The 25,521-nt window shown below is 39.6% G+C and carries 22 protein-coding genes; 15 read left to right on the top strand and 7 right to left on the bottom strand.

Annotated features, from left to right (window positions below):
* The first annotated feature begins 67 nt into the window (after positions 1-67).
* The 10 genes from IEE83_RS31805 (at position 68) to IEE83_RS31760 (ending at position 15,847) form a co-directional block, all read left to right on the top strand.
* Positions 68-1,588 (top strand): PepSY domain-containing protein, encoded by a 1,521-nt coding sequence (locus IEE83_RS31805; protein WP_194124729.1) that lies wholly within the window; start codon positions 68-70, stop codon positions 1,586-1,588.
* A 330-nt stretch (positions 1,589-1,918) separates the two neighbouring features.
* Positions 1,919-3,793, top strand: a complete 1,875-nt coding sequence (locus IEE83_RS31800) for a CocE/NonD family hydrolase (protein WP_194124728.1) — start codon at positions 1,919-1,921, stop codon at positions 3,791-3,793.
* Positions 3,794-3,912: 119 nt separating this feature from the next.
* Entirely contained in the window at positions 3,913-5,256 is a 1,344-nt protein-coding gene (locus tag IEE83_RS31795) for a cobyrinic acid a,c-diamide synthase CobB (protein ID WP_194124727.1), read from the top strand.
* A 313-nt stretch (positions 5,257-5,569) separates the two neighbouring features.
* On the top strand, positions 5,570-6,286 hold the full coding sequence (locus tag IEE83_RS31790) for an RpnC/YadD family protein (RefSeq protein ID WP_194124726.1): 717 nt from the start codon (positions 5,570-5,572) through the stop codon (positions 6,284-6,286).
* Between the two features lie 143 nt (positions 6,287-6,429).
* The gene (gene cobN, locus IEE83_RS31785) at positions 6,430-10,740 is read left to right on the top strand and encodes a cobaltochelatase subunit CobN (protein ID WP_194124725.1); all 4,311 of its coding nucleotides are present in this window, start codon (positions 6,430-6,432) and stop codon (positions 10,738-10,740) included.
* A 94-nt stretch (positions 10,741-10,834) separates the two neighbouring features.
* Positions 10,835-12,106 (top strand): ATP-binding protein, encoded by a 1,272-nt coding sequence (locus IEE83_RS31780; protein ID WP_194124724.1) that lies wholly within the window; start codon positions 10,835-10,837, stop codon positions 12,104-12,106.
* A gap of 146 nt (positions 12,107-12,252) precedes the next feature.
* The gene (locus IEE83_RS31775) at positions 12,253-12,642 is read left to right on the top strand and encodes a hypothetical protein (protein WP_194124723.1); all 390 of its coding nucleotides are present in this window, start codon (positions 12,253-12,255) and stop codon (positions 12,640-12,642) included.
* 4 nt (positions 12,643-12,646) lie between these two features.
* On the top strand, positions 12,647-14,476 hold the full coding sequence (locus IEE83_RS31770; protein WP_194124722.1) for an ATP-binding protein: 1,830 nt from the start codon (positions 12,647-12,649) through the stop codon (positions 14,474-14,476).
* A 399-nt stretch (positions 14,477-14,875) separates the two neighbouring features.
* Positions 14,876-15,046: a hypothetical protein gene (locus IEE83_RS31765; RefSeq protein ID WP_194124721.1), complete on the top strand. Its 171-nt coding sequence runs from the start codon at positions 14,876-14,878 to the stop codon at positions 15,044-15,046.
* A 222-nt stretch (positions 15,047-15,268) separates the two neighbouring features.
* On the top strand, positions 15,269-15,847 hold the full coding sequence (locus IEE83_RS31760) for a hypothetical protein (RefSeq protein WP_194124720.1): 579 nt from the start codon (positions 15,269-15,271) through the stop codon (positions 15,845-15,847).
* A 160-nt stretch (positions 15,848-16,007) separates the two neighbouring features.
* Here the strand turns inward: IEE83_RS31760 and IEE83_RS31755 are convergent, their stop codons facing one another.
* Positions 16,008-16,334 (bottom strand): winged helix-turn-helix transcriptional regulator, encoded by a 327-nt coding sequence (locus IEE83_RS31755; RefSeq protein ID WP_194124719.1) that lies wholly within the window; start codon positions 16,332-16,334, stop codon positions 16,008-16,010.
* 156 nt (positions 16,335-16,490) lie between these two features.
* Between IEE83_RS31755 and IEE83_RS31750 the strand changes: the two genes are divergently transcribed.
* The 3 genes from IEE83_RS31750 to IEE83_RS31740 all read left to right on the top strand — a co-directional run bounded on the left by IEE83_RS31750 (position 16,491) and on the right by IEE83_RS31740 (position 18,071).
* Positions 16,491-17,414: a DsbA family protein gene (locus tag IEE83_RS31750; RefSeq protein ID WP_194124718.1), complete on the top strand. Its 924-nt coding sequence runs from the start codon at positions 16,491-16,493 to the stop codon at positions 17,412-17,414.
* A 117-nt stretch (positions 17,415-17,531) separates the two neighbouring features.
* The gene (locus IEE83_RS31745) at positions 17,532-17,765 is read left to right on the top strand and encodes a hypothetical protein (protein WP_194124717.1); all 234 of its coding nucleotides are present in this window, start codon (positions 17,532-17,534) and stop codon (positions 17,763-17,765) included.
* Between the two features lie 12 nt (positions 17,766-17,777).
* Positions 17,778-18,071 (top strand): putative quinol monooxygenase, encoded by a 294-nt coding sequence (locus tag IEE83_RS31740; RefSeq protein WP_137338544.1) that lies wholly within the window; start codon positions 17,778-17,780, stop codon positions 18,069-18,071.
* A gap of 1,026 nt (positions 18,072-19,097) precedes the next feature.
* Here the strand turns inward: IEE83_RS31740 and IEE83_RS31735 are convergent.
* Both IEE83_RS31735 and IEE83_RS31730 read right to left on the bottom strand, forming a co-directional pair.
* Positions 19,098-19,817, bottom strand: coding sequence for a hypothetical protein (locus tag IEE83_RS31735; RefSeq protein ID WP_228102159.1), 720 nt, complete (start codon positions 19,815-19,817; stop codon positions 19,098-19,100).
* 60 nt (positions 19,818-19,877) lie between these two features.
* Positions 19,878-20,447, bottom strand: coding sequence for a Crp/Fnr family transcriptional regulator (locus IEE83_RS31730; protein WP_194124716.1), 570 nt, complete (start codon positions 20,445-20,447; stop codon positions 19,878-19,880).
* Between the two features lie 231 nt (positions 20,448-20,678).
* Here IEE83_RS31730 and IEE83_RS31725 point away from each other — a divergent pair, with 231 nt between their 5' ends.
* Positions 20,679-21,011 carry a YegP family protein gene (locus IEE83_RS31725; RefSeq protein ID WP_194124715.1) on the top strand — a complete coding sequence of 111 codons (333 nt, stop codon included), beginning with the start codon at positions 20,679-20,681 and terminating at the stop codon, positions 21,009-21,011.
* Between the two features lie 78 nt (positions 21,012-21,089).
* On the opposite strand, the gene IEE83_RS31720 is transcribed toward IEE83_RS31725, so the two are convergent.
* From IEE83_RS31720 to IEE83_RS31705, 4 genes are all read right to left on the bottom strand, one after another.
* A complete protein-coding gene (locus IEE83_RS31720; RefSeq protein ID WP_194124714.1) occupies positions 21,090-21,467 on the bottom strand; it encodes a helix-turn-helix domain-containing protein in 378 nt (125 codons plus the stop codon).
* Positions 21,468-21,493: 26 nt separating this feature from the next.
* Positions 21,494-21,787, bottom strand: coding sequence for a type II toxin-antitoxin system HigB family toxin (locus tag IEE83_RS31715; RefSeq protein ID WP_194124713.1), 294 nt, complete (start codon positions 21,785-21,787; stop codon positions 21,494-21,496).
* A 135-nt stretch (positions 21,788-21,922) separates the two neighbouring features.
* Positions 21,923-22,561, bottom strand: a complete 639-nt coding sequence (locus IEE83_RS31710) for a 2'-5' RNA ligase family protein (RefSeq protein WP_194124712.1) — start codon at positions 22,559-22,561, stop codon at positions 21,923-21,925.
* A gap of 23 nt (positions 22,562-22,584) precedes the next feature.
* Positions 22,585-23,151 (bottom strand): cupin domain-containing protein, encoded by a 567-nt coding sequence (locus IEE83_RS31705; protein WP_194124711.1) that lies wholly within the window; start codon positions 23,149-23,151, stop codon positions 22,585-22,587.
* A 270-nt stretch (positions 23,152-23,421) separates the two neighbouring features.
* On the opposite strand from IEE83_RS31705, the gene IEE83_RS31700 reads away from it, so the two are divergent.
* Positions 23,422-25,476 carry a M48 family metallopeptidase gene (locus tag IEE83_RS31700; protein WP_194124710.1) on the top strand — a complete coding sequence of 685 codons (2,055 nt, stop codon included), beginning with the start codon at positions 23,422-23,424 and terminating at the stop codon, positions 25,474-25,476.
* Positions 25,477-25,521 lie beyond the last annotated feature (45 nt).

The raw sequence follows: 25,521 nt of genomic DNA, 5'->3' as shown, positions 1-25,521 counted from the left end.
TTAACCGCAAACATTTCGATTGGCGACTACCAGTTGCCAATCGAAATATCAATATCAAACTCCCAACATGAAAACCATTACAAAATACACCCTTCTTTTTCACCGCTACCTCGGCTTTGCATTAAGTCTGCTTTTTGTAATCTGGTTTTTATCGGGTTTTGCCATGATGTATGTCAAATACCCGACAATGAAGCAAAATGAAAAATTACAAAATCTCCCGGTTATAGATCTTAGCCGGACAAAATTCACTTTAAACGAAGCACTTCAAAAAGCAAATATCACCGATACGCTCAGAGCTGCCAGATTAGGCATGTTACTGGAAAGACCTGTCTACCGCATCACGACCATTCAAAATAAAAATCTTGCGATCTACGCAGATAACGGCGAATTATTAGCACCAACCGATACGATACTCGCACAAAAACTGGCTATTGCTTTTGTAAAAAACAGATGTCAGCCGGAAAAACTTGAAACACTTACTGAAATCGATCAGTGGATGGCGGGCGCCCGATCCATAGGGTATCAGCCGCCGGTGCATCGGTTTAAGATGAATGATCCCGAAAAAACCTATGTATATGTTTCGACACAAACCGGAGAAGTAGTACAAATGGTGAATGTCAAACAACGCTTTTTAGCCTGGCTTGGCCCTATTCCGCACTGGATTTACCCAACCGTTTTATTGAGAAACCGCCCGCTCTGGAATGATATCATTGTCTGGACTTCTTCGCTTGGGACACTAATGTGTAGTGCCGGAATTGCCATGGGCTTTATCCGTTACAAAAGAAAAAACAAAGATTCGCTGGCATTTAGTCCGTATAAAAAGAAGTGGTTTCGCTGGCATCATTACACTGGATTTGTTTTTGGAATTTTCGCTTTCACCTGGGTTTTCAGCGGTTTGTTATCTATGACACCTTGGGATTGGGCGCCTTTTACAAGACTGAATCCGGAAGAAAATAAACAATGGACCGGCGGAATTTTCAGTCCAAAACTTTTTGCGCTAAGTCCGGTTAATGCCTCGAAAATATTCAAAAGCAATCTTGCTTTAAAGGAAATTCACTTTACACAAATTCAGGGAAAACCGTATTTTATTGGCTATCAGGATGAAATGCACACAGAATTATTATCCGCTGACAATTCCGAAAATAAACCCTTTGCGCTTTTTCCTTCAAAACCATTTGTTAAAAATATTATGGATTTGAACCCGGGTGCAAGTTTAGAAGAAGCCGTAGTCCTAACAGATTATGACGATTATTATTACACAAAAAATAAGGATAAACGTCTACCGGTATTGCGTGTCAAAATGAATACGCCGGAAAAAACCTGGTATTATGTTGATTTAAAAACGGGTCAGGTTGTATTAAAACATGAGAAGAAAAGTCGTTTGGAAAGATGGTTATACAACGGTTTACATAGTCTGGATTTCAGTTTTCTTCTCTACAAAAGGCCGCTTTGGGATATTGTAGTGATCATTTTAATGCTTGGTGGATTGGCTGCGAGCAGTACGGGATTGGTGTTAACGTGGAAATGGTTGAGGAGAAAAACGAAGAAGAAAGCGAAAGTGGGGTTAAAGACGAAAATGATTATATGAAATTTAAAAGAGATATTCACGAGACGTTCCTAAGGAACGAAATGGTGGATAACGCATCCAACTCCTACCCACCAAACGTCCCTTTTGGACGAATAAATGGTAGCCAAGATGTATCACATAAAATTATAGACTCGCTAAATAAAAACGTTCCAAAGGGACGGCTCGTTGGTAGCTACAAATTATGAATCTTGATGGCCTTCGTTCCATAGGAATGGCTTGTGTAAATATCCAAAAACCATCAACATGAACTTAAAAATTGTCAAATACCAACAAACCCGATTCTTAATGTATTTTTGTTAAGACAACAATAAACACCAATCGCCGACTCCTATGAAGCACAGAATTTTTTACCTCTTTCTATTTTTCATTCCACTTCTTTCCGATGCCCAGAATGCGGCGATGCCTGACACGGGCTGGGTCCGGAAAAACTATCAAAAAACGGAACAATTCATTGAAATGCGGGATGGCGTGAAGCTTTATACCGCCATATACACACCACGTGACACAGACGAAAAGTATCCGATTCTGATGCAACGAACGCCTTATTCCTGTCGCCCGTATGGTGTCAATAATTACCGTCCACGCATCGGACCGAATGGTGTTTTGATGAAAGAAAAATACATTTTTGTTTATCAGGACGCGCGTGGTCGATACAAAAGCGAAGGGAATTTCCGGGAAATGACACCGGCAATCGATAATAAAAAAACAAAACAAGACGTCGATGAATCCAGTGATACCTATGACACGATTGAATGGCTTTTAAAAAATACTGCCTCCAATGGTAAAGTTGGGATTTATGGAATTTCCTTTCCCGGGTATTATTCCTCAGCCGCTTTGCCTGACGCGCACCCGGCTTTAAAAGCAGTTTCGCCGCAGGCACCTATGTCAGATGAGTTTTTGGGAGACGACTGTAATCACAACGGAGCTTTTTTCCTGATGGATAATTTCGGTTTTTACAGCCATTTCGACGGTCCGAAAAGTGCGAACGGAGAGAGTTACAAACCATTTTTCAATGCCGATTTCAGTGACGCATATCAATATTTTCTTGATTTTGGTCCGTTAAAAAAAGCAAATACCAACGCTTATTTTTCTGATCCCAAAAGTGTGTGGCGACAAGTTACTTCTCATGATACTTACGACGAATTCTGGCAATCCAGAAATATCAAAAAGCACTTAAATAATATAAAACCGGCTGTTTTAGTGGTTGGTGGCTGGTTTGATGCCGAAGATTTGTACGGTGCTTTGAAAACCTATTCTGCCATTGAAAAACAATCACCAAACAATAATACGAGATTGGTTATGGGTCCGTGGACACACGGCGGCTGGGCCTCTCCTAGCTGGAAATCTTTTGCAGATTATCAGTTTGGCGCAGACTTAAACCAATACTACCAGAATGAAATCGAGACCAGGTTTTTCAATTTTTATTTGAAAGATAAAGGTGAATTTAACCAGGCGGAAGCGACCGTTTTTGAAACGGGTTCCAATCAATGGAAAAACTATGAAGTTTGGCCACCAAAAAACAGTCAGCCGGAAACATTTTATTTCCAATCAAAAGGAAAACTTTCAACTGAAAAACCGAAGGTGGCAAAAGCGGTTACCGATTATATCAGCGATCCCGCCAAACCTGTTCCCTATACCAACGAAATCAGCGGCGACCGGAATAATAAATACATGGCTGAAGATCAGCGTTTCGCTTCCCGCCGACCTGATGTAATTTATTTCCAAACGGATTCCTTAACCTCAGATTTGACTTTAACGGGTGAAATAACGGCAAATCTTTTCGTTTCAATCACCGGAACGGATGCTGATTTTGTTGTAAAAGTGATTGATGTATGGCCTGATAGTTTGCCGGCACAAGTGCAACGCGGACAACCAAAACCATTGGATATGAGCGGTTATCAGCAAATGGTTCGCGCAGAAGTGTTCCGTGGAAAATTCCGTAACAGCTTCTCAAAACCAGAGCCGTTTGTTAAAGACAAAGTTGAAAAAGTTTCGTTCAAACTAAACGAAATTGCGCATACGTTCAAAAAGGGTCACCGCGTGATGGTACAAATCCAAAGCAGCTGGTTCCCCTTGGTAGACCGTAACCCACAAAAATTCATAAACATTTTTGAAGCCAACGAATCAGATTTCCAATCCGCCAAAATCACAGTTCACCACGACCTAAAAAACAGCAGCAACATCATATTACCCGTTCTAAAATAATTAGGTTACACAGAGGGCCACAGAGGTAATAAGAGATACACAGAGTTTTTTCTTATCTCAAAATAAGACTCTATGTCCCTCTTTTTACCTCTGTGGTTCTCTGTGCAACCCAAAAAAACATGACTCATTTTCTTATTTCAGCTCCTTCCAGTAATTCCGGTAAGACCACCCTTACCCTCGGCCTTTTGCGGGCTTTGAAAAACAGAGGGTTGAATGTGCAGCCATTCAAATGCGGACCGGATTATATTGATACCAAACATCATACAATAGCATCAGGAAATCCTGGAATAAATCTGGATATTTTCATGGCTTCGGAAGCACACGGGCGTGATATTTATGATCGATATTCTGAAAAAGCAGACGTTTCCGTAACAGAAGGTGTCATGGGACTTTTTGATGGTGCTGATAAAATGCAGGGAAGCAGCGCGGCGATTGCGGAGTTACTGGATATTCCGGTGATTTTAGTTATTAATGCCAAATCGATGGCTTATTCCGCCGCGCCTTTGTTATATGGTTTTAAGAATTTTTATAAAGGGATCCGCGTCGTTGGAGCGATTTTCAACTTTGTCAGCACCGCTTCACATTACCGGTTTTTACAGGAAGCTTGTGAGGAAGTTGGTATTGAGGCGCTTGGTTATTTGCCCAAAAATGAAGCGCTGGCAATTCCTTCGAGGCATTTGGGATTGCACATTTCTTCTGAAACGGATTATGAAAGTATTATTGAAAAACTGGCCGAAGAAATTCCTAAAACGATTAATATAGACCGGCTGCTGGAAATTTCTACAAGAGAAATTCTTCCTAAAACAAAGTCAAAGACTTTATCTCAAATTCCTGTTTCAGCTAAAAAATATAAAATTTCCATTGCCCGGGACGAAGCCTTTACCTTTACTTATCATCAAAATATAGAAGTACTTTCTTCATTAGGTACGGTCACATTTTTTAGTCCAATTCATGATAAGGTACTTCCTGAAACGGACTTCCTATACCTGCCTGGCGGTTATCCTGAATTATATGCGGGTGAATTAAGTGAAAATAAAACGATGCTTGAAAGTATTCGATCTTATTGTTTTAATGGAGGATTAACCTTTGCAGAATGTGGTGGTTTGATGTATTTAGGAAATGAAATTATTACTTCTGACGGCTTAAATTTTCCAATGTCCGGTGTTCTGGATTGCATTACTTCCTTGGAAAATTCAAAATTAACCTTGGGCTATCGAACGATTCAATGGAATGATATGGTATTGAAAGGCCATGAATTTCATTATTCCAGATTAGTGGAAAATGCTTTGGAAACCGAATCCGCGATGGTTAAAAATGCCAAAGGAATTGAAGTAGAAACTCGGCTTTACAGGAAACTGAATACGTTTGCTTCTTATGTGCACTTGTATTGGGGAGAGCGATTTGAGTTTATTGAATACTTATTGGAAAATTTCGCGTCTAAAGGTTTCACGCAAAGCAGGTAAGCGGACGCCGCGCGGTTAAAACGCGAACAACGCTAAGTTTTTACTTTGCGAACTTAGCGTTTTATCCGCGCGGCGTCCGCTTTTTTACTTTGCGTGAAATAACACACACATCTAAACTTGACAATGAATAAAGACGATACACTATGGAAAGGCATACTCGAAAATATCTGCGACCGCGGCGGCGGACCGCGATTTCTTAAAATTCTTCTTCGAAGACGCCGAGAAGCTTTTTGACCTGGAATGAGGTTTTCAATTTTTAGATAAAGAACTCGAACAGCTCTTTCCAACCGAAGAAATAGAAGCACCGAAGTTTGTGGATAAGCTAGTGAAAGTTTATACCAAAGCCGGAGAAGAAGACTGGATTTTAGTACACATTGAAGTGCAGGGATATGATGATAAAGATTTTGCCAAACGGATGTTCACCTATTTTTATCGCATCCTCGACAAGTATGGAAAGCCGGTAACAGCCATCGCGATTTTCACAGATACGAACAAGAAATTTCATCCCAATGTTTATGAATACAAATACCTCGGCTCAAAAATTATTTATGAATTTAATACCTACAAAATTATTGAGCAAGATGAAACAGCACTGATTGAAAATGAAAATCCATTTGCTATCGTTGTATTAACGGTGTTATTGGCACTAAAAAAGAAGAAGCTGGATGATGAAAGTTTGTTTGATCTGAAATATTCGCTGGCCAAAAATCTGCTCATGCGGAAGATTCCAGAGAAGAAAATAGATGATCTGCTTATCTTTTTACAACGCTACATAACCTTTGCAGATCAAGGATATAATGTTAAATTTGATAAAGAAATTGGAGCGCTAACCGGAAATCAAAAAAGTATGGGAATAAGAGAAATGGTACTCGATAAGGCTGAGAAAAAAGGTATTGAGAAAGGAGTTGAAAAAGCAACCATCTCGTTCATTATAAATTTATGGGAAACGGGTAATCATACTGTTTCTCAAATTGCCAGTTTGGTTAAGGTTTCTGAGGCATTTGTGCAAAATACTATTGCTTCAAAATAATCTGCGAAATTTTTAAAATATCAGTAATAACTTACACACCATCAACCTAAAAAGACTCCCACCCCGGAGTCTTTCTTTTTATCAACAAACACGTTAACGGCCACACTAAAAGCTAACCGCTAATAGCCAACGCCTAACAACCTATGTCAGAAATAAAACGCCAACGTATCACCCGCGCAGACGGGAAAGCCATCAATCTTGTACAGCGCCGGGGACATTTGTCTTATTGTTATAACGCTTGCTGCTGCGGTCGGGTGGATCGCGGGTATGCGCCTATTCCGGTTGAATTGTACAAAAGTGAATGGCTGCGCCGGAAAATGCGGAATGTAGTGCATATGACAAAAGGCGGTTGCCTGGGCCCCTGTACGTTGGCGAATGTGGTTACGCTTTTATTTGACGGGAATTCTGTTTGGTTTCATTCAGTGAACAGCGACTGGCAGATTATTGCCATTTTTGATTACATCGACAGCATGATCGCGGCGGATCGTTTCCTTGTTCCACCGGCAGAATTATCTGAAAATGTGTTTCAATTTTATACATGGAAAGGCTCGGAAGCTTCCACAAAAATCGGCCAGACTCCCATGCCGACGGAGGGAATTGTTTTCCTAACCCATGCGGATACTGACTTATTAACATTGCACAGAACCATCCAGGATTTGCCGGATGATTTCCCAAAAACGTTAGGCATTAACCTAATGGCCGTGAAAAGTGAAGCGCAGATGAAGCAGTTACTTGATGGTGAAATTGCGGCGGCGCAAATCATTATTCTAAGGATTCTCGGTCGGCCTAGTGCTATTCCAGGGTTTAATGAATTGATCAATCGTGCTAAGAAAAACGGGCAGCATCTTATTGTTGTTAGCGGAACAGGCGATTTAAATCCTGATTTTGCAGCCGCTTCAACGGTTTCGCCAGCTATTTTGCATGACGCGATGTTGTATCTGCAAGCCGGGGGTTATGCCAATTTCACTTCGCTGCTTTATTACCTTTCTGATCATTTGTTGATGACAGGCTTTGGTTCCGACGCGCCGGTTACTTTGCCGGAACATGGCATTTATCATCCTGACCTACCCGAAAATGCTGATCTTTCCGATTGGCTTAAACGATATAATCCAGACCTGCCGACAGCCGGAATTACCTTTTACCGCTCGCACTGGACGAGTGGAAATACAACTTTCATTGATGCGATGGTCGGCGCTTTGGAAGATCGTAATATGAATGTTTTACCCATTTTCACGTCATCGCTCAAAGTGACCGATCCGGTTTCCGGACAACCTGTTGCTTTCCAGTTTTTCAATGGTGAAAAAGGTGTTCAGATTGATGTTTTGGTTAATACCGTTTCGCTTGCGATTACCGATATTCAAAAGGCAGGTTCGGAGAATACCGGCGCGGAGAAAGCGTTGAGTCAGTTGAACGTGCCGATTATCCAGGCTATTTCCAGTACCATGAACCGCAATGCCTGGGAATCTTCCAGTCGCGGGTTGAGTACTTTGGATACGGCTATGAATGTCGCGATTCCTGAATTTGACGGGCGGATTATTACCGTCCCAGTTTCTTTCAAGGAAAAAGACAGACAGGCAAAAGGGTATGAGGCGCTCGACAACCGCATCGATCGTGTGGCTGGAATTGCGCTGCGTTTTGCCCGTTTGCGTCATTTAAAAAATTCGGAGAAAAAAGTCGCATTCATCTTTACCAATTCCAATACCAAAGCTTCCCAGATTGGGAATGCGGTCGGGCTGGATGCGCCGGCTTCGCTGATGAATATTTTGTATTCCATGCTGGCGGAAGGTTACCAGATTAAAGATCTGCCTGCTACCGGGACGGAATTAATCCATCAGTTAATTGACCGCTGTTCTTACGACCAGACTTATCTCACACCCGAACAGCTTTCGAACGCGGCCGGTCAGGTTTCGTTTGAGCAATATGCTGGCTGGTTTGACGAATTACCGGAAGCTTTACGAAAAAAAATAACCAAACAATGGGGACAGGCACCCGGCGAAACCTATGTCCATGACGGGCATATCGCCCTCGCCGGACTTGAACTTGGCAATGCCTTCGTAGCCTTGCAGCCGCCGCGTGGCTATGGCATGGATCCGGATGCGATTTATCACCAGCCGGATCTCGCGCCGACGCATCATTATTATGCGTTATACCGCTGGCTGCGTGATGGCTGGGGCGCCGATGCGATTGTCCACGTAGGCAAACACGGAACGCTGGAATGGCTTCCGGGAAAAGGAATCGGGTTGTCAGAAAACTGTTTTCCGGATGCAATTCTGGGCGATCTGCCGCTTTTTTATCCTTTTATTATCAACGATCCCGGTGAAGGTTCGCAGGCGAAACGCCGTGCCCATGCCGTGGTGGTGGATCACCTGACGCCTCCCATGACTTCCGCGGATAGTTATGGCGAACTGGCGCAGCTGACCCAGCTTGTCGATGAATATTATCAGGTGGAAACGCTTGATCCTTCGAAATTGCCTTTGCTGCAAAGACAGATCTGGGAACTGATCAAACAGACCAATCTGGATACTGATCTGGCTGCGATGCTGAGCCGTGATCATGGCGATCACAAGCACGATTGGGACGATGATATGACGCCCGAAGGTGTGCCGGCGAGTCTGGCGGAGATGGATGGAAAGGATATTGCCCACCTGATCGAGGACATCGACGGGTATTTGTGCGAATTGGGCGCAGCGCAGATCCGTAACGGTTTGCACACGCTCGGACAAATGCCAGAAGGTGATGCGCTGATTGATATGCTGCAAGCGTTGACCCGGCTGCCCAATGCAACGGTGCCGGGTTTACAGTCGGAAATGGCTTTGCTTTTTGGATTTGAAATAGAGGACCTTTTACAGAAAAAAGGTCAGAAAATAGATTCAGTTTCGCCGCAATTTCAATCGCTCGCCGGTCGTCCGGTGGTGACGGCGGCGGATGCGATGGAGATTATTGATGAGCTGAATAATCATTTGTTCCGGGTGTTGGCGTTGCATCGATTTCATCCAAAATCCATTGATCAGGTTTTGTATAAAACGCTGGATATGGCGCCTTCGACGGCGGGTTTGGCACGAATCCGGCTTGTGCTGGAATTTGTCTGTACCCAGCTGGTACCGAATCTCGCGCGGACGGATGAAGAAATTACCAACCTCATGCACGGACTTTCCGGTGGGTATATTCCTGCCGGTCCGAGTGGCGCGCCTACACGCGGCATGGCGCATATTTTGCCAACCGGACGAAATTTTTACGCCGTAGATCCGCGCGCACTTCCATCCAAAGCGGCTTGGGAAGTGGGCCAGCAGCTTGCACGGGAAGTTCTGGATCGTCACCTGAAAGAAACCGGGCGTTATCCGGAAAGTGTCGGGATTAGTATCTGGGGCACTTCGGCGATGCGTACCCATGGGGACGATGTGGCGGAAGTGCTGGCGCTGATGGGTGCCCGGCCGGTATGGCAGCAGGAAAGCCGGCGCATTACCGGCGTGGAAATTATTTCGCTCGAAGAACTAGGCCGGCCGCGGATTGATGTGACCACCCGGATCAGTGGATTTTTCCGTGATGCTTTTCCGCATCTGATCGAACTGCTGGATGACGCCGTGCAGCAGGTTATTGTACTCGACGAACCGCTGGACCAGAATTTTGTCCGCAAACATTATTTGAAAGATCTGGCTGAATTACAAAAAGACAACGAATTATCGATTGAAGATGCCGAGGAACGGGCCAGTTACCGGATTTTCGGGGCAGCTCCTGGGGCTTATGGTGCGGGGATTTTGCCTTTGATCAATGAAAAAAACTGGCATGCGGATGCGGATTTTGCGCAGGCGTATGTCAACTGGGGCGGTTATGCCTATACGAAGAACGCGCAGGGTGTGGATGCCCGCAGTGAATTTCAGCAATGTCTTTCAGGCGTGGAGGTGGCGCTGCACAACCAGGACAACCGCGAACATGATATTTTTGACAGCGACGATTATCTGCAATTCCATGGCGGGATGATTGCGACCATACGCAGCCTTACCGGACAGCAGCCGAAACATTATTTCGGCGACTCGCAAAACCCGGCCCAACCGGTGGTGCGCGACCTGAAAGAGGAAACGTTGCGTGTTTTCCGTTCAAGGGTTGTAAACCCAAAATGGCTCGACAGCATCAAAAAACACGGCTACAAAGGCGGACTGGAACTAACGGCGACGGTTGATTACCTCTTCGGTTATGATGCCACGGCAAATGTGATCGACGACTGGATGTATGAAAAAGTGGCCGAAACCTACGCCCTGGACGCCAACATGCAGCAATTTTTCGCCGAAAGCAACCCATGGGCCTTACACTCCATCGCCGAAAGATTACTCGAAGCCGCACAAAGAGGGCTATGGACAGAGCCTTCCGCTGAGGTTTTGCAGGGGTTGAAGGAAGTTTATCTGGAGAGTGAGGGGTTGTTGGAGGTTAGGGGGAGTGAGGATGCACTTACACGTTAAATTGATGAATTAGATTAATTCTTTAATCTAATTAGAAGTATAAACATCGACAGGTATTGTTTATACTTCTAATTAGTTAACTACTCCTCTTGTAATGAAATTAGAAAAATCCTCGATCTTAGACCTTTTCCAAGCTAACTTAAATTTTAGCACTTCGTTGCTAACAACGAATTTGGAAGAAAGTGACCAAATTGAATTTAAACAATCACTCCATACTGTTTCAAATACTGTCGATAAAAAATATATAAAGCCAATAACTGCCTTTGCAAATAATAAAGGCGGATTTTTAATTTATGGTATAAATCCAGATAGAGAATTAGTAGGGATAAAAGATGACCAAGAGAATCTAGATAACAGCTATTTTAGCACTACTACAAGACTAGGGATAGATGGAACTTTGGAATTCAGTTTCTTCACCCAAAGATATTTAAATAAAATAATCGGCTTTCTTATTATACAGGAAGCGAAGTCAAAACCAATAATTGCCAAAGTTGATACAGGAGAAATAAAAATGGGTGATATTTTTTATAGATATCCTGCTCAGTCTACTAGAATTACTGCGAGTGACTTAAGAAGCATTATCAATGAAGAAATTACATTAAAAACTCAAAGGATTGTTGAGACATTTCAAAAAATTGTTGAGGTAGGAAATGAAAATATTGCTTTAATTAATACTAAAACCGGTGAAATTCAATCAAGTGAGCAGAGCCTTAAATTATTTTTAAATGAATCCATCCTTAATAAGCTAAACCTGATTAAAAGAGGAGAATTTGTAACAGAAAAAGGTGCTCCTGCTTATATTATCAAAGGTGAGATTGATGTAGAATCAAACAGTAATTATATTGAAAAATCAGTACCTGTAAATATTACAGATTCAGAAATATTACGAGTCTTTTTCAAAAAAGATTGCCAATATCCTGAAATTTATATCAAGAAAATATTAAGCAGCAACACAATATACCATCCAATTCATTACTTTACTAAGCTACTTGGCAAAAGCACTTTACAATCAATTCAGTATATCCAGAATCTGAACTTTTTAGAAATCAAACCAACTACAAAGAATAAATTATTAGAAAGATTGCAACCGTATGATTATAATACTTCCGGTGTTCTGTTTCCAAATTGCTCCATCACTCTCAACAATGGAAATTCATTAGAAGACTGTATATCTAAAATCTTAATAGAAAAGGGAACAAAACAAAAATTTGACGAAATGAAAATTAGTAGGACAATAATTTTCAATACCTTGTTTGCACAAATTGAATTACCCACTGAATTTTATGAGGTTAATACACAGAGATGTGTAGAAGCTTTTGGTCATTTAACTAAGGATATCGTAATGAGCAACATTACTTTACAATAATGAACTTCTCAAACTATACCTATTCCCAATAGACAGTTCGGCTCTAGGAAATTTTCGAAAAATTGTTTGCAGAATTGATGATTGGCTTTATAGAGATTAATTACTTTTTCATATTTGAGTAATTAAGCTAAAAACGAATCAATAGTATGGCAGAATTTGATTTTTCTACTTTAAATAGCTCGGATCTGGAAGAATTAGTTTGTGATTTACTAAATGCCAAAAGCAGAGCAAATAATTCAAAAGTCACCTTTAAGACATTTAAAGATGGAAAAGATAAAGGAATTGATATTCTTCATTCTGTTGAGAAGAATAATTATGCAATAATAGGACAAGTAAAACATTATTGGCGATCTAATTTCAATTTGTTATTGCGTGACTTAAAAAAAGAGAAGTTGAAAGTTGATCTATTATCCCCAAGCAAATATGTTTTTGCTACCTCCTTAGATTTAAGCCCACAAAATGTATTGGAGATAAAAATGCTTCTCAAACCTCACATTAAAAGTTTGTCAGATATTTACGGTAACAAAGGATCTTAACAGAATGTTGGAATTGTATCCTGAGATACAAAAAGAACATTTCAAATTATGGTTTTCTAGCACCACGGTATTGAGTGAAATTCTCAATTGGAATATCAAAAATAGATCTCATATATTTAAAGAAGAAGAGTTAAAAAGAAGATTAAGACTTTTTGTTGAAACACCATTTTTAAGTAATGCCCGAAATTTTCTTACTAAAAATAATTTTATAATTATTACGGGGCAACCCGGAGCAGGAAAAACAACAAATGCAGAATTACTCATTTACGAATTAATTAAAGATAATTATGAATTAGTAATTATTGATGACGATATAAAAGATGTCGAAAGATCACTTTCTGACAACAACAACAAACAAATATTCTACTATGATGATTTCCTTGGCCATACTTCATATGAAATTGCAAAGGCGAAAGGTTCGGAAACTGCATTACTTAAAATACTCAGACGTGTATCGTTTTTAGAGAATAAAAAATTTATTTTTACAACTAGAACATTTATATTGAACACCGCAGTTGGAGAGTCCGAAAGATTAAGGCAATTCAACATAAAAGCCAGAGAAGGAACAATAAATTTAGAAGAATACACATCCGAAAATAAATTTCAGCTTCTTACAAATCACATTGAAGAATCGAAAATTAGCAATCAATTAAAAGAAGTTTTACACAAAACAGACATCAAAAATTTCGTAGTTAATCATAGAAATTTTTCTCCACGTTCGGTGGAATTTATAACTTCCTCTGAAACGATTACCGCTGAGACCCCTGAATCCTTTGAGAAATTTATTAAAAATAATTTTGACAAGCCAGACGAAATTTGGCGACACGCTTATGAGCAGCAAATAAATGAAATCGATCGTTTGCTATTAAATACTATGGCTAGTTTCGGAGATAGTGTTCGTTTTGAAGAATTGGAAAACGCATTTATCTCTCGTCTAAATTATGAGTCTGAATTTAATAATTTTGTTCGGCCCATTAATGCTTTTAAATTGTCTATAACCCGATTAGAAGGGGGATTTATTATTATGGATCAAGATGACTATTGCTACTGCCAATTTTTGAACTACTCCTTATCAGATTTTATGACAAGTTGTTTACAAAATAATTTGGACGAGGTACTACGGATTAGTGAGTCAGCAACATATTTATCTCAACTAACAAATAGATTATTCACTCTAAGTAATACTCGTTTTAAAAATCATATTTCGGACAGACTTAAGTTTAGGCTTATTAGTGAATCGTTTACTTTTATTAAACCTAATACAAAGAATAGTGATTGCATAACATTAGCAATATTTGTAAATAATTATTTTGATGATTCTTACTCTATTATAAGTGAACTAATACGAAATGTCACGGATTGGTCAGTTTTGAGAACCGATGACGATTTAGGTTTTTATTTCAGATCATTTTTAAGAAATATTGAATCAATAAGCCTTTTGAAGCAGATAAAGGAACTTGGTAACTATATATTCCCTCCATTAATTCTATCAGACAATCAAATTGATGATGCTATTGATCTGCTACTAATAATTGAACAAAAAATTGGGTATGATATCGAAAACTTTTTTAGAAATTATAGCAATAATGATTTTGATGAACATTTTAGTGGTTTACTAAATGACAAAATTGAAGAAGATATAGATGACCTAAAATCATATTCTCATGCACATGACTTTGTAAGTGAAAAAGAAAAAGAATCTGAAAGCTTGAGAATCCGATTGACATCTTTTAGTCTAAACATTAAAGCAAATTTTTCAGAATATGATAATTACGACTGGTATGAGATCGGAATTGATAACCACGTTAAAGATTTAAGTAACAATAGTGACTAATAGTTGACACAACTGTGGACAACATATTTTGTAATCAAATTCAAATTAGCAAATAAATATATTAAAACGTATACTAACTATAAAAGGATAATTTCCTCGAATTCTATCTCACTCCTCAACCCCAACCCTATTCCTATCAACCCACCAAGCCAACCCCAGTACAATCACCTGCAAAACCACAAACGAAACAAACAAAATCATGATATTATCTTCCGGTGGCGGGCCGAATAGGTTGTAGGCGTTGGCCAGAATGAAAAAGCCGGTCATGATCCACAATCCCCAGGTACCTTGCGCGTTGATGGCTTTCGTGCTTTTGCATAGATATAAACGCCGCCGAAAAAGATAATACTTTCCAGCAATACGGTGATCATCTTATAATTCCATAAACCCATCCCGACTTTGAAATCACCAAAAGGCGTCAGAGGCAAAACCGGGATGTGGACTATAACGTCCAGAAACCAGTGGCTCAATACGGCTGTCAAAGGGAATTTTACGAAACGTTCCTACGGAACGAAAACCACATCGATCTCTCCCGGCTTCTACCAACGAAATGTCCCGATGGGACAATGACGTTGGAATATTCAGGCGTTTTGTTCCATTAGGAACATCTTGTTGGTAGGAAGTTAGTTTCAATTTTTGGGTACCGTTCCTTAGGAACAGCTTGTATTTGCCGATACTAAGTGTAATCTGGGAACCACATTAATTTGATAATTCGATAGGTATATTTGCTAATCGTTCTATTTTAGATATTGACGGCCCCATTGAAGATTAAACTTACTCTATCAATTTCAGATGTACAAAACTCTCCTCACAACCATTTTCATCTGCCTTTTACTGGTTTCCTGTTCGAAAAAGAGCAACCCTGAACCCGAGGAAATACCAGACTTTTACGTAAAATTTAACGCAAATGGAAAAGAATATTTATTTGACAAATTTGGTAAAGATGAAGGTAGTGCAAGCGCAGTTTTTAGCAGATACAATAACTTAACTGACTCTCTGTATTCCAGTAGTATTTTAATTTTTAAGAATTTCTACACTCCCTATCCTGGAATAACAATTAGCCTTAGATCTAAAACAGAGATTAAACCATCTGTTTTCAAATATGAAAAAGATAATCCTGATTCTTATGTCACTATCGACGGAGACCGAAGACAAAAAGTGATTATTCACATGTCATTGCCAAAAGGCGCGTTAAATGAATATGAATTATATTCAACGGATGAAGAATCAACAATAACGATTACGAAGTTGGACTCGGCAAATATGAAAGGAACTTTCAGTGGGAAATTAAAAGCAAAAACGGGTGAAACTATGCTGATCGATCAGGGGAAATTTAATCTGCCAACTACTAATTTCAGATATGCATGGTAATTCGTGCTTTCGGCATATATCTAAACCCCACCAAGACACACTTCCAAATCAACCCAACCGCAGCAATTTCCTGAAATCAAGGATTATAGTTGGCGCAAAACACCTGACTGCAATCCAGCCTTTTACTTATGGTTACGATATTTATGAACACGATATTCTTCTATCCGATTTCACTCTGACCAAACCGTTCCAGCTGCTGAAAGACAGGAATTAGCGACTGTCCTTTTTCGGTCAGTACGTATTCAATGTGCAAAGGTTTTTGTTTGATCACATTTTTTTGCAGCAGTCCAACGACTTCCAGCTCTTTTAAGGCAACGGCCAGTGTTTGTTTGTTAGCGCCTTCAATCTGGCGAAGCAGGCTGCTGAAACGCAAGGTACCGTCCACAGCCAGGCGAAATATTTCAGGCTTCCATTTCCCGGAAAGCGACTTTAAAAGTGCCTGGGCAGGACAAGTTTCATTGGTTACCAATTCGTTTTTAGTAGTCATAAATATCTGACTTATTGCGCACTCAAAATTAAGTCCTCAACTTTACCCAAAGATAAAAATAAACTGTGTTGGGTAATCGACTGCCGGTAAAAGTAACTTACCAATCACAGTTTCCACATGGAAAATTTCAGTGACCAGGCTTTAAACAAAACGAAAATGCAAGAACAAATAAATCCTTTATTATGTGACATTGAAAGCGGTCTTTGTGAAGTTGCCGTTGATCAAAAGGACACCACAGCCCTTGAAACATCAAAAGTTATTAAAAAACCCATAAGCATACTGTATTATACAGACCCGATTTGTTCCTCCTGCTGGGGAATTGAACCGCAATTGCGAAAGCTGAAGTTAACATACGGCAATGATTTTGAAACTGAATATAAAATGGGCGGTTTGCTCAAAGACTGGAGTTATAACAGCGGGCAGATCAGCAAACCGACGGACGTAGCAGTGCATTGGGACGAGGTTAGTGTGCATTATGATATGCCCATAGACGGGGATATCTGGCTGGAAGATCCCCTCGATTCATCCTATCCACCGTCGATTGCATTTAAGGCGGCTCAGATGCAAAACAGGGAAAAGGCCCTTTTATTTCTTCGTGAGATAAGAGAAATGGTCTTTTTGCAAAAGAAAAATATCACCCGATGGGAACACCTGGAAGTGGCTGCGACAAAAGTTGGCCTCGACATTATACAATTTAAAAACGACTACGAGGGTAAAGCAAGGATATTATTCCATGAGGATGTACAGGCTGGAAAAGAATCAGGTGTCAGAGGATTTCCAACAATGATCTTTACCAATGCCATGGGAGAACAGGAATTCGTATATGGTTCGAAGTCCTATGGTGTCCTTGAAAATGTAGTGCTTAAACTTTATCCGGCTGCAACAAAACTGATCTATAAAACGGATTGGAATTCCGTATTTTTGAAATACAATTCATTAACAGCGAACGAGTACGCACAAATAACAGGAACGGAAAGAAATCAGAGTGAGCATATTTTAAACGGCCTGGCAGCTGAGGGAAAGTTAGAAAAGTTGAGTACGAAAAATGGAGCCATCTGGACTCCGAAAAAAATACAGTAAGGGGCTTTTGGTAATTAGTTGTTAGCATTTAGTGCTGTAATCGGATGATTGATAAGTCATTGCAAAATCAAAAAAATTAGCTATTTTTTGCTGCTTATTTAAGTGATAGCTGGGGTTATGAAAAACATAAAAATTGAAAATATGGAACAAAACCAACCTAACGACGCGGAAACTCTGAAAGAGCAAAAAAAGATAAAAAACACTAAATTGATCAATGCATTCCTTATTGGCATCTGTATAGGCATTAGCGTGTACGGTGCGGTGAAAAATGGTTTCGGCTTTTTTACTTTTTTCCCATTGATTTTAGCTTATTTGCTGTTTCATAAGAGAGATAAAATCAAATTATTATAAGTCAGATATTCCATGCAAATCAATTTAACAGTAGTTTTTAAAAGCAAACCTGAGCATATCGAAGACGTACGTGCCATGCTTTTGAACCTGGTTGAAAAATCAAGAGAAGAAAAAGCCTGTCTGCAATATGACCTGCACCACGGTACAAAAAATCCCGAAATTTTCATTTTTCACGAAATTTGGGAAAGCCAGGAAGGTCTGGACCTGCATGATCAGCAGCCTTACATCAAAAAGCTTGTTGCAGAAATTCCGGCTTTAATTCAGGAACCAGCCGCGATTTACCATACTGAATTGTTGAATTTGTAAAAGTTAATGGTAAACAACTCCGGTATATTGCGGCCTTGCGCGTTGATGGCTTTCGTATTTTTTGCATAAATATAAACGCCGCCGAAAAAAATAATACTTTCCAGCAATACGGTGATCATCTTGTAATTCCAGAAACCAGTGGCTTAATACGGTTGTCACTGGGAATTTCACGAAACGTTCCTACGGAACGAAACCACATCTACATATCCCAACTCCTACCGACAAAATGTCCCTATGGAACAATGACATTGAAATATTAGGTATTTCTGTTCCGGTAGGAACATTTCGTTGGTAGGAAGTGAATTAAATTTCCGGGTAACCGTTCCTTCGGAACGGCTCGTGTTTGCTGATGCGAAGTATAATCTAAAAAAATGCTCAATGACTAAATTTAATCAATCAAAAACTACGTAAATTCAAACTGATCAACCTCTCTGTCAAACCTTACTTTCCACTCCTATTCCCATCAACCCACCGAGCTAACCCAAGCACAATCCACAATCACCTGCAAAACCACAAACGAAACAAACAACATCATGATATTATCTTCCGGTGGTGGGCCGAACATGTTGTAGGCGTTGGCCAGAAGGAAAAAGCCGGTCATGATCCACAATCCCCAGGTGCCCTGGGCGGTGATGGCTCTTGTGCTTTTTGCATAAATATAAACGCCGCAGAAAAAGATAATACTTTCCAGTAATACGGTGATCAGTTTATAATTCCAGAAACCGGTGGCTCAATATGGTTGTCACTTGGAATTTCACGAAACGTTCCTACGGAACGAAACCACATCTACATATCCTAACTCCTACCGACAAAATGTCCCTATGGAACAATGACATTGAAATATTAGGATTTCTGTTCAGGTAGGAACATTTCATTGGTAGGAAGTAAATTTAATTTCCGGGTAACCGTTCCTTCGGAACGGCTCGTGTTTGCAGATGCGGAGTATAATTTAAAAAAAGGCTAAATGACTAAATTAAATCAATCAAAACCACATAGATTCAAACTACTAAACCTCCTTATCAAACCTCACTTTCCAACCCTGTTCCGATCAACCCACCAAGCCAACCCCAGCACAATCACCTGCAAAACCACAAATGAAACAAACAACATCATGATATTATCTTCTGGTGGCGGGCCGAACATATTGTAGGCGTTGGCCAGAACGAAAAAGCCGGTCATGATCCATAATCCCCAGGTACCTTGCGCGTTGATGGCTTTCGTGCTTATTGCATAAATATAAACGCCGCCGAAAAAGATAATACTTTCCAGCAATACGGTGATCATCTTGTAATTCCATAAACCCATCCCAACTTTGAAATCGCCAAAAGGCGTCAGGGGCAAATCCGGGATGTGGACAACAACGTCCAGAAACCAGTGGCTCAACACCGCGAGACCAACAATAACAGCACTTTTGACATCCTTTTTGAAAAACCAGTAGCCGCCTCCAACGATAAGCCCCCAGATAATTCCCATAAAAAGGCTGTGCGTATAGGGGTAATGGACGAACTCGAAAGGTGTCACTTCGGTGAAACCGGGATGTATTTTCACGGTTTCAATATTGAACAGCAATAAAAATGGCCACAGGATATCCACAAATTCCACGGCTACAAAAAGCATGGTAAGCGAAACTTTGGGTGCTATTTTCTTCGCGGCAAAGGCGAGACCATAATGTCCTAAAAACATGATTTCTGACTTGGTTTGGTACATGACAAAAGTACCGGTCGCCCACGCCAAGCTACTTGACAAAAATCAAGAAAACGGATTTGGATGGAAATTTTAAAAATTTGGGAAGTTTGTGTTACGGGCTCACTGCAACTGCTTTCTCCGGATACGGCTGATGGTTTCGGGCGTCATACCGAGCATGGAGGCGATGTATTGCAAAGGTACCTGATTGAATAACTCGCGGTTTTTTTCAAAGAAAAACTGATAACGCTCCTCGGCTGTCATCGAGATAAATGAAAAAATACGGTCTTCCATCATCGTGAAACAATGCGCAAGGAACAACTTTTCCGTCTCCGGCCATTTCGGAATAATTTCCCCTAACCTATTATATTCCGCGCGTTCGATCACAAATATTTCCAGGTTCGTCAGTGCCTGCATATTCCAGCGCGACGGCGTTTGAAACAGCAAACTGGACAAATCCGCTACAAAATAACCTTTGGTTGATATCCATTGTGTGACTTCCTTCCCATCAATATCGGCATAAACCCGCAACATCCCCGACTGGATAAAACACAGCTGATTACACTGCTTGCCAGCTTTCAGGAAATAATCACCTTTATTCAAAGTCTTTTTCCTGAACAGCATGGACACTTTCACAAGGTCATCCTGATCAAAGGTGAAATAGGAATGGAGATATTGTTCGAGGTCGGTCATGTTTAGCTATCAGCTTTCGGCGGTCGGCTGGCCGCACAGGCTTTCAGATTTATGTAAAGAACGAAATTTTGTATGATTACTGAAAGGTGATCGCAAAAGTATGTGTTGATATAATTCGCGACAATGTATAATCGTCTTAAATATTCAAATTTAGAATCAGATTTGGATATTTTAAACCAAAACGTTTACTTACCACCGTAAAAATAATTCTCCACTTTTAAATATTTGTTTATGGGTAAATATGTGATAACCAAGCGCTCAAATGGTGAGTTTCAGTTTAATCTTAAAGCAGATAATGGACAGGTGATTTTAGCCAGCGAGGGATATGTTGCCAAAAGTTCGTGTGAAAACGGCATTGAATCGGTAAGAAAAAATTCACCCGATGATGCACGCTACGAGAAAAAAACTTCCTCAAATGGTAAGTTTTTTTTTAGTCTAAAAGCTACTAACGGCCAGATTATCGGCAGCAGTGAAATGTACGAAAGCACATCGGGAAGAGATAACGGAATAGAATCAGTGAAGAAAAATGGACCGACTGGAACGGTTGATGATCAGACGGTTTAAAGATATTACTTTCTGAAAACTCACAGGATTTAGTCTCGTGAGTTTTCGGAATGGTTTCAATTGATTCTTGTTCCTAAACTAGGCGATCAAATCATATTCTTTAATCAACGCATCTGCCGGTATGTGCAGTAGCTTGCTGAATTTCCTGATCATGGTCAGCGAGAGAGCCTGCTTATAGTTTAACACCTTACTTACAGTCCCTTTATCGCCATACTCATTGGCAAGATCGGTCGATTTAAAACCAAAATCAGCCATTCTTATTTTAATCAATTCAATAGGATCAACTTCCGGCAAACTACGGTTTTCTTTTTCAAATTCAGATATAAGGTGTACCAAAAGAAGTTTCTCTTTGTAATCATCAGAATTTTTAGGCGCACGTTTTACTTCTTCATACCGCGCAAGGGCTTTGTCATATTCTTGTTCGGTTTCCAGCAGAAACCATTGAGAGTTTGTCATTTTTTTAGCTTTAAACGTCAATAGAATTAAATGGTTTCTGCATTAATAAGGTCATACTCGGAATGGGTGCCAATGAACCTTACCTCTACAATTTCATCGTCATAATCAACCTCAACAATAAGACGATACTTATTTCCAACAATTTTGAACCGTGCCCTATTACCTCTGATAATTTTTGCTTTCGGAAAGTCCTGTAAAACATCCAGATTCTTCTTCCACTTCGCTTTTTCAACCACGGATATCCAGACTCTCAGACTTTTACCTGAATCTGCATGTCTGATTGCAAATTTGTCCAGTTTACGAGAATATAGTATGATCATGTATTAAAAACCTCTTATTATGTATTCCGCGGTTTTCTGCTGAATTAATTATTAAGATTTTCATAACATGATACTATAAGCAAAAATAATAAAAGTTGGCAAATAACCAACTTTGGTTATTTAAATTTATTTCTCTCACCGATCAAATAACGAACCTTGAATATATTCGTCCCCAGATTTTCCTAAAAATTTAAAAACAGCTATTTTTTGATTCTTATATGGACCTAGTGGTTTTTTAAAAAGAATCATTTGCTCAATCATAAAGTTTTCGAAAGTGTGATTTTCAGATTTTAATAGGGTCAAGAAGCAATCATAAAGTATTTTTTCCAGATGCTTCTCTATCGTTATATGAAGGTCATCTTTCATAAAGCGAGGCTCAAAAGTTCGATTATATTTTACACTTTTGTAGGGTTTGACTATGCCATTCAGCTTGGTTTTTAGTTTTTCAACAATTGCTTTAACAGGCTTTTTATCCTCTATATCAACATAAATTACTGAATTGTAGTCAAAACCTTTAATGCCAGAAAGTGTGACATTAAAAGGAGAAATAGAATCGGTAACATCTCTTAAAAATCGAATAAACTGACTTTCTTTCGATTCATTAAGACAGGTTAAAATTGCGGTTAAATGAGGATAATACCTTTTATCTCTCTCCAAAACAGATTGCTCTTGAATACGCATATTAAGAGAAACTGCCTTATCATAAAATCCTCCTTTGGGAATATTAAACACCAATAGATATTCAAACATTCTGTCTTCCGGATCTTGTTCCATGTTATTAAGTATATCTAAATTTATCAATCAACCTTCAACCCCGGCCCAACAACCTGCATTTCATTCTCACCAAATATCTTTGCAATTTCCTCCTGCGCAGGCACATGATCCACCCCAGCCATGGTGACGAAAAAGTTTTCAAGCTTGCCAGCAGGTTGTAATACGACCAGCATTTTACCTTTTTCTGAAACCTGCGTCCAGGCGTGAGGGACTTTCCGGGGCAGAAATATGCTGTCGCCTGTTTTCAAATCGTATTTGTCTTCTCCAACTTTGAAAATGTAGGAACCATCGATTACGTAAAAAATTTCGTCCTGTAATGGATGCACGTGCAATGGTGTACCTCTGCCTTGCGAGAGCGATGTTTGTTCAAAAATTGCCAGATCTCCATTAGTATCACTGCCTGAAATTTTGACATCAATCACGTTGGCATTTACGCCTTTCAGCTGAATATGTCCGTGAATTCTTCCTTCTCCCTTGGAAATTTTAAAGCCCTTTTCATTTCTGGAAAAGACTTTTGCAATGTTATTCCAGGCGATGGACGGTGCAGTAAATAATACAAGCAATGCCGTGATAAAGTTTTCCCTTTTCATATGCAAAAAGATTTAAAAATACTGATAAACAATAAGTTATATTCATTTTTCAATGTCTGATCAGATATAAAATTTACAAAAAAGTTATGGGAATGACTATTACCAGGCTTAGCAGTTATTGAACGGAGAAATTAATTTCCGTTATTATTTTTGTGTCTTCAAGATACATTTATCAGTAAATTCAATACATTTCCGGTTTTAAGAAAGCAATAGCCTGATGTATGTTTTGGCCAGCATCTGATTATCTCGTTTTTAAACCTTCCCGGAAATATGCAGCAGATTAAAGTATCTGAAAATTTTAAAAAAATGACCTTAAAGGCGATAGGTTCTATTGTCCTTTTTATTGTAACCTATTTTGTCCTTGTCATTCTTGCCGTCGCGCTGACAATCCTTTGCGGCATCCTCGGATTTGCACTTGTCTCGAGCAAAATAAATTCAATTACAATCATGCTGTCCATTGGACTGGTTAGTATGGGCATTTTAATCCTGATATTTCTGGTCAAGTTTATCTTTAAAAGGCATGTAACGGACCTGTCGCATCTGACTGAAATCACACGTAATGAAGAACCTGCGTTGTTCCGGATGATTGAAGATATCGTGAAAGAAGTCCAGACTGATTTTCCTAAAAAAGTATATCTGTCAACTGATGTAAATGCCTCCGTATTTTATGATTCAAGTTTCTGGAGTATGTTTTTGCCGGTCAAGAAAAACCTTCAAATCGGCGTGGGACTTGTTAATACAGTTTCTGTGATTGAATTAAAAGCTATCCTGGCGCATGAATTCGGGCATTTTTCACAACGAACTATGAAAGTCGGAAGTTATGTCTACAACATGAACCAGATCATTTACAACATGCTATATGACAATGAATCTTATGACAGCCTGGCTCAAAAATGGGCAAGCGGAGGTAATATTATAATGATATTTGTCACTTTTGCCGTAAAAATTGTTCAGGGAATTCAGTGGATTTTAAAAAAGGTATATGATGTCCTTAATCTCAGCTACATGAGTTTGTCGCGGGAAATGGAATTTCACGCTGACGAAGTGGCCGCTCACGTGGCAGGCTCACGTCCGCTGATCAATTCCCTGTTACGTATGGACCTGGCCGATCAATCTTACAATGCTGTTTTAAATTATTATCAGTCGAAGATCAACGATGCGGTAACATCGCAAAACATATATCCGCAGCAGGAATATGTAATGAAATTTTTGGCAGAGAAAAATAAATTACCGTTTGAAAATAATCTTCCTCAGGTAAGCCAGGATCATCTGAGCCGTTATAATAAATCAAAACTTGTCATTACCAATCAGTGGGCTTCTCATCCCAGTACCGAAGACAGAATCCATCAGCTTGAAAAACTGAATCTGGAAACCCGAAATTATGATACAAAACCCGCTTCGGCACTTTTTACCAATATGGCCGACTTGCAAAAAAGTCTGACAGACAAGTTATTTTCATCAATCCAGTATTCAACCGATACGGTCGTTCAATCGGGAGAGGAATTCATTAATGATTTCCTGGAAGAGCAAAGAGACAATTCTTTTGATGAAATTTATAATTCTTATTATGACTATAAAAATCCTTCCGCGCCTGATGATGACCAGAATAGTCTGTTACCTTCAGACCGGGTTTTCGATTTAAAAACACTATTCAGCAACGAGTCCGTAGATGAAGTTTACACCTTGGTCAGCCTGGAAGGTGATATAAATAATCTTCGCCAGATATCAGAAGGAAATTCGGGCATTAAATCTTTTGACTACGACGGAATCAAATATTCTCCGACCGACTGTCCGGCACTTATCACAGAGCTTGAAAGCAAAGTGGTTGAAGTGAAAGATTCAATTTCCAGAAATGATAGCAACATTTACAAATATTTTTTACAGTTAGCTGAACAACAGGGAAAAGAAGATGTTCTTAAAGGACTATATCAATCTTTTTTCAATATTGATCAATCCTTTGATGATAAGTTCGGTATTTATATTAAAATGCTGAATACCTCTAATTTCATCTTTCAGACTACGCCAATTGAAGTTATCTCGGAAAACCTCAAAATATTGAAAGAAGCTGAAACTGAATTTAAAAAAGAAATAAAATTCATGCTTACGGAAGAGAGATTTAGGGCGAGCCTTACAGAAGAAATCAAGGCTAATTTCGAAGATTATCTTTCCGGTTTTTATATTTTCTTTTACGATCAGTCCTATAAGCAGGAGGAACTGAGCGTTTTATTTAACACAATTAAAAACTATCAAACGGTTTTGTCCAAAACACATTTCATTGCCAAAAAGCAACTTCTGGATTATCAGGTTTCGCTGGTCAGGATTTAGGGAAGACATATCTATAAATTATTTTCAAGCCGGATATCAGAGAAA

It is taken from the genome of Dyadobacter subterraneus (assembly GCF_015221875.1).
Lineage (GTDB): Bacteria > Bacteroidota > Bacteroidia > Cytophagales > Spirosomataceae > Dyadobacter > Dyadobacter subterraneus.
The sequence above is the reverse complement of the archived record's forward strand: the minus strand, read 5'-3'. Positions and strand labels throughout refer to the sequence as shown.

Coding starts and splice junctions, on each gene's coding strand:
- IEE83_RS31805 (WP_194124729.1), top strand. CDS start 68: ATGAAAACCATTACAAAATACACCCTTCTTTTTCACCGCTACCTCGGC.
- IEE83_RS31800 (WP_194124728.1), top strand. CDS start 1,919: ATGAAGCACAGAATTTTTTACCTCTTTCTATTTTTCATTCCACTTCTT.
- IEE83_RS31795 (WP_194124727.1), top strand. CDS start 3,913: ATGACTCATTTTCTTATTTCAGCTCCTTCCAGTAATTCCGGTAAGACC.
- cobN (WP_194124725.1), top strand. CDS start 6,430: ATGTCAGAAATAAAACGCCAACGTATCACCCGCGCAGACGGGAAAGCC.
- IEE83_RS31780 (WP_194124724.1), top strand. CDS start 10,835: ATGAAATTAGAAAAATCCTCGATCTTAGACCTTTTCCAAGCTAACTTA.
- IEE83_RS31775 (WP_194124723.1), top strand. CDS start 12,253: ATGGCAGAATTTGATTTTTCTACTTTAAATAGCTCGGATCTGGAAGAA.
- IEE83_RS31770 (WP_194124722.1), top strand. CDS start 12,647: ATGTTGGAATTGTATCCTGAGATACAAAAAGAACATTTCAAATTATGG.
- IEE83_RS31760 (WP_194124720.1), top strand. CDS start 15,269: ATGTACAAAACTCTCCTCACAACCATTTTCATCTGCCTTTTACTGGTT.
- IEE83_RS31755 (WP_194124719.1), bottom strand. CDS start 16,334: ATGACTACTAAAAACGAATTGGTAACCAATGAAACTTGTCCTGCCCAG.
- IEE83_RS31750 (WP_194124718.1), top strand. CDS start 16,491: ATGCAAGAACAAATAAATCCTTTATTATGTGACATTGAAAGCGGTCTT.
- IEE83_RS31745 (WP_194124717.1), top strand. CDS start 17,532: ATGAAAAACATAAAAATTGAAAATATGGAACAAAACCAACCTAACGAC.
- IEE83_RS31740 (WP_137338544.1), top strand. CDS start 17,778: ATGCAAATCAATTTAACAGTAGTTTTTAAAAGCAAACCTGAGCATATC.
- IEE83_RS31730 (WP_194124716.1), bottom strand. CDS start 20,447: ATGACCGACCTCGAACAATATCTCCATTCCTATTTCACCTTTGATCAG.
- IEE83_RS31725 (WP_194124715.1), top strand. CDS start 20,679: ATGGGTAAATATGTGATAACCAAGCGCTCAAATGGTGAGTTTCAGTTT.
- IEE83_RS31720 (WP_194124714.1), bottom strand. CDS start 21,467: ATGACAAACTCTCAATGGTTTCTGCTGGAAACCGAACAAGAATATGAC.
- IEE83_RS31715 (WP_194124713.1), bottom strand. CDS start 21,787: ATGATCATACTATATTCTCGTAAACTGGACAAATTTGCAATCAGACAT.
- IEE83_RS31710 (WP_194124712.1), bottom strand. CDS start 22,561: ATGGAACAAGATCCGGAAGACAGAATGTTTGAATATCTATTGGTGTTT.
- IEE83_RS31705 (WP_194124711.1), bottom strand. CDS start 23,151: ATGAAAAGGGAAAACTTTATCACGGCATTGCTTGTATTATTTACTGCA.
- IEE83_RS31700 (WP_194124710.1), top strand. CDS start 23,422: ATGCAGCAGATTAAAGTATCTGAAAATTTTAAAAAAATGACCTTAAAG.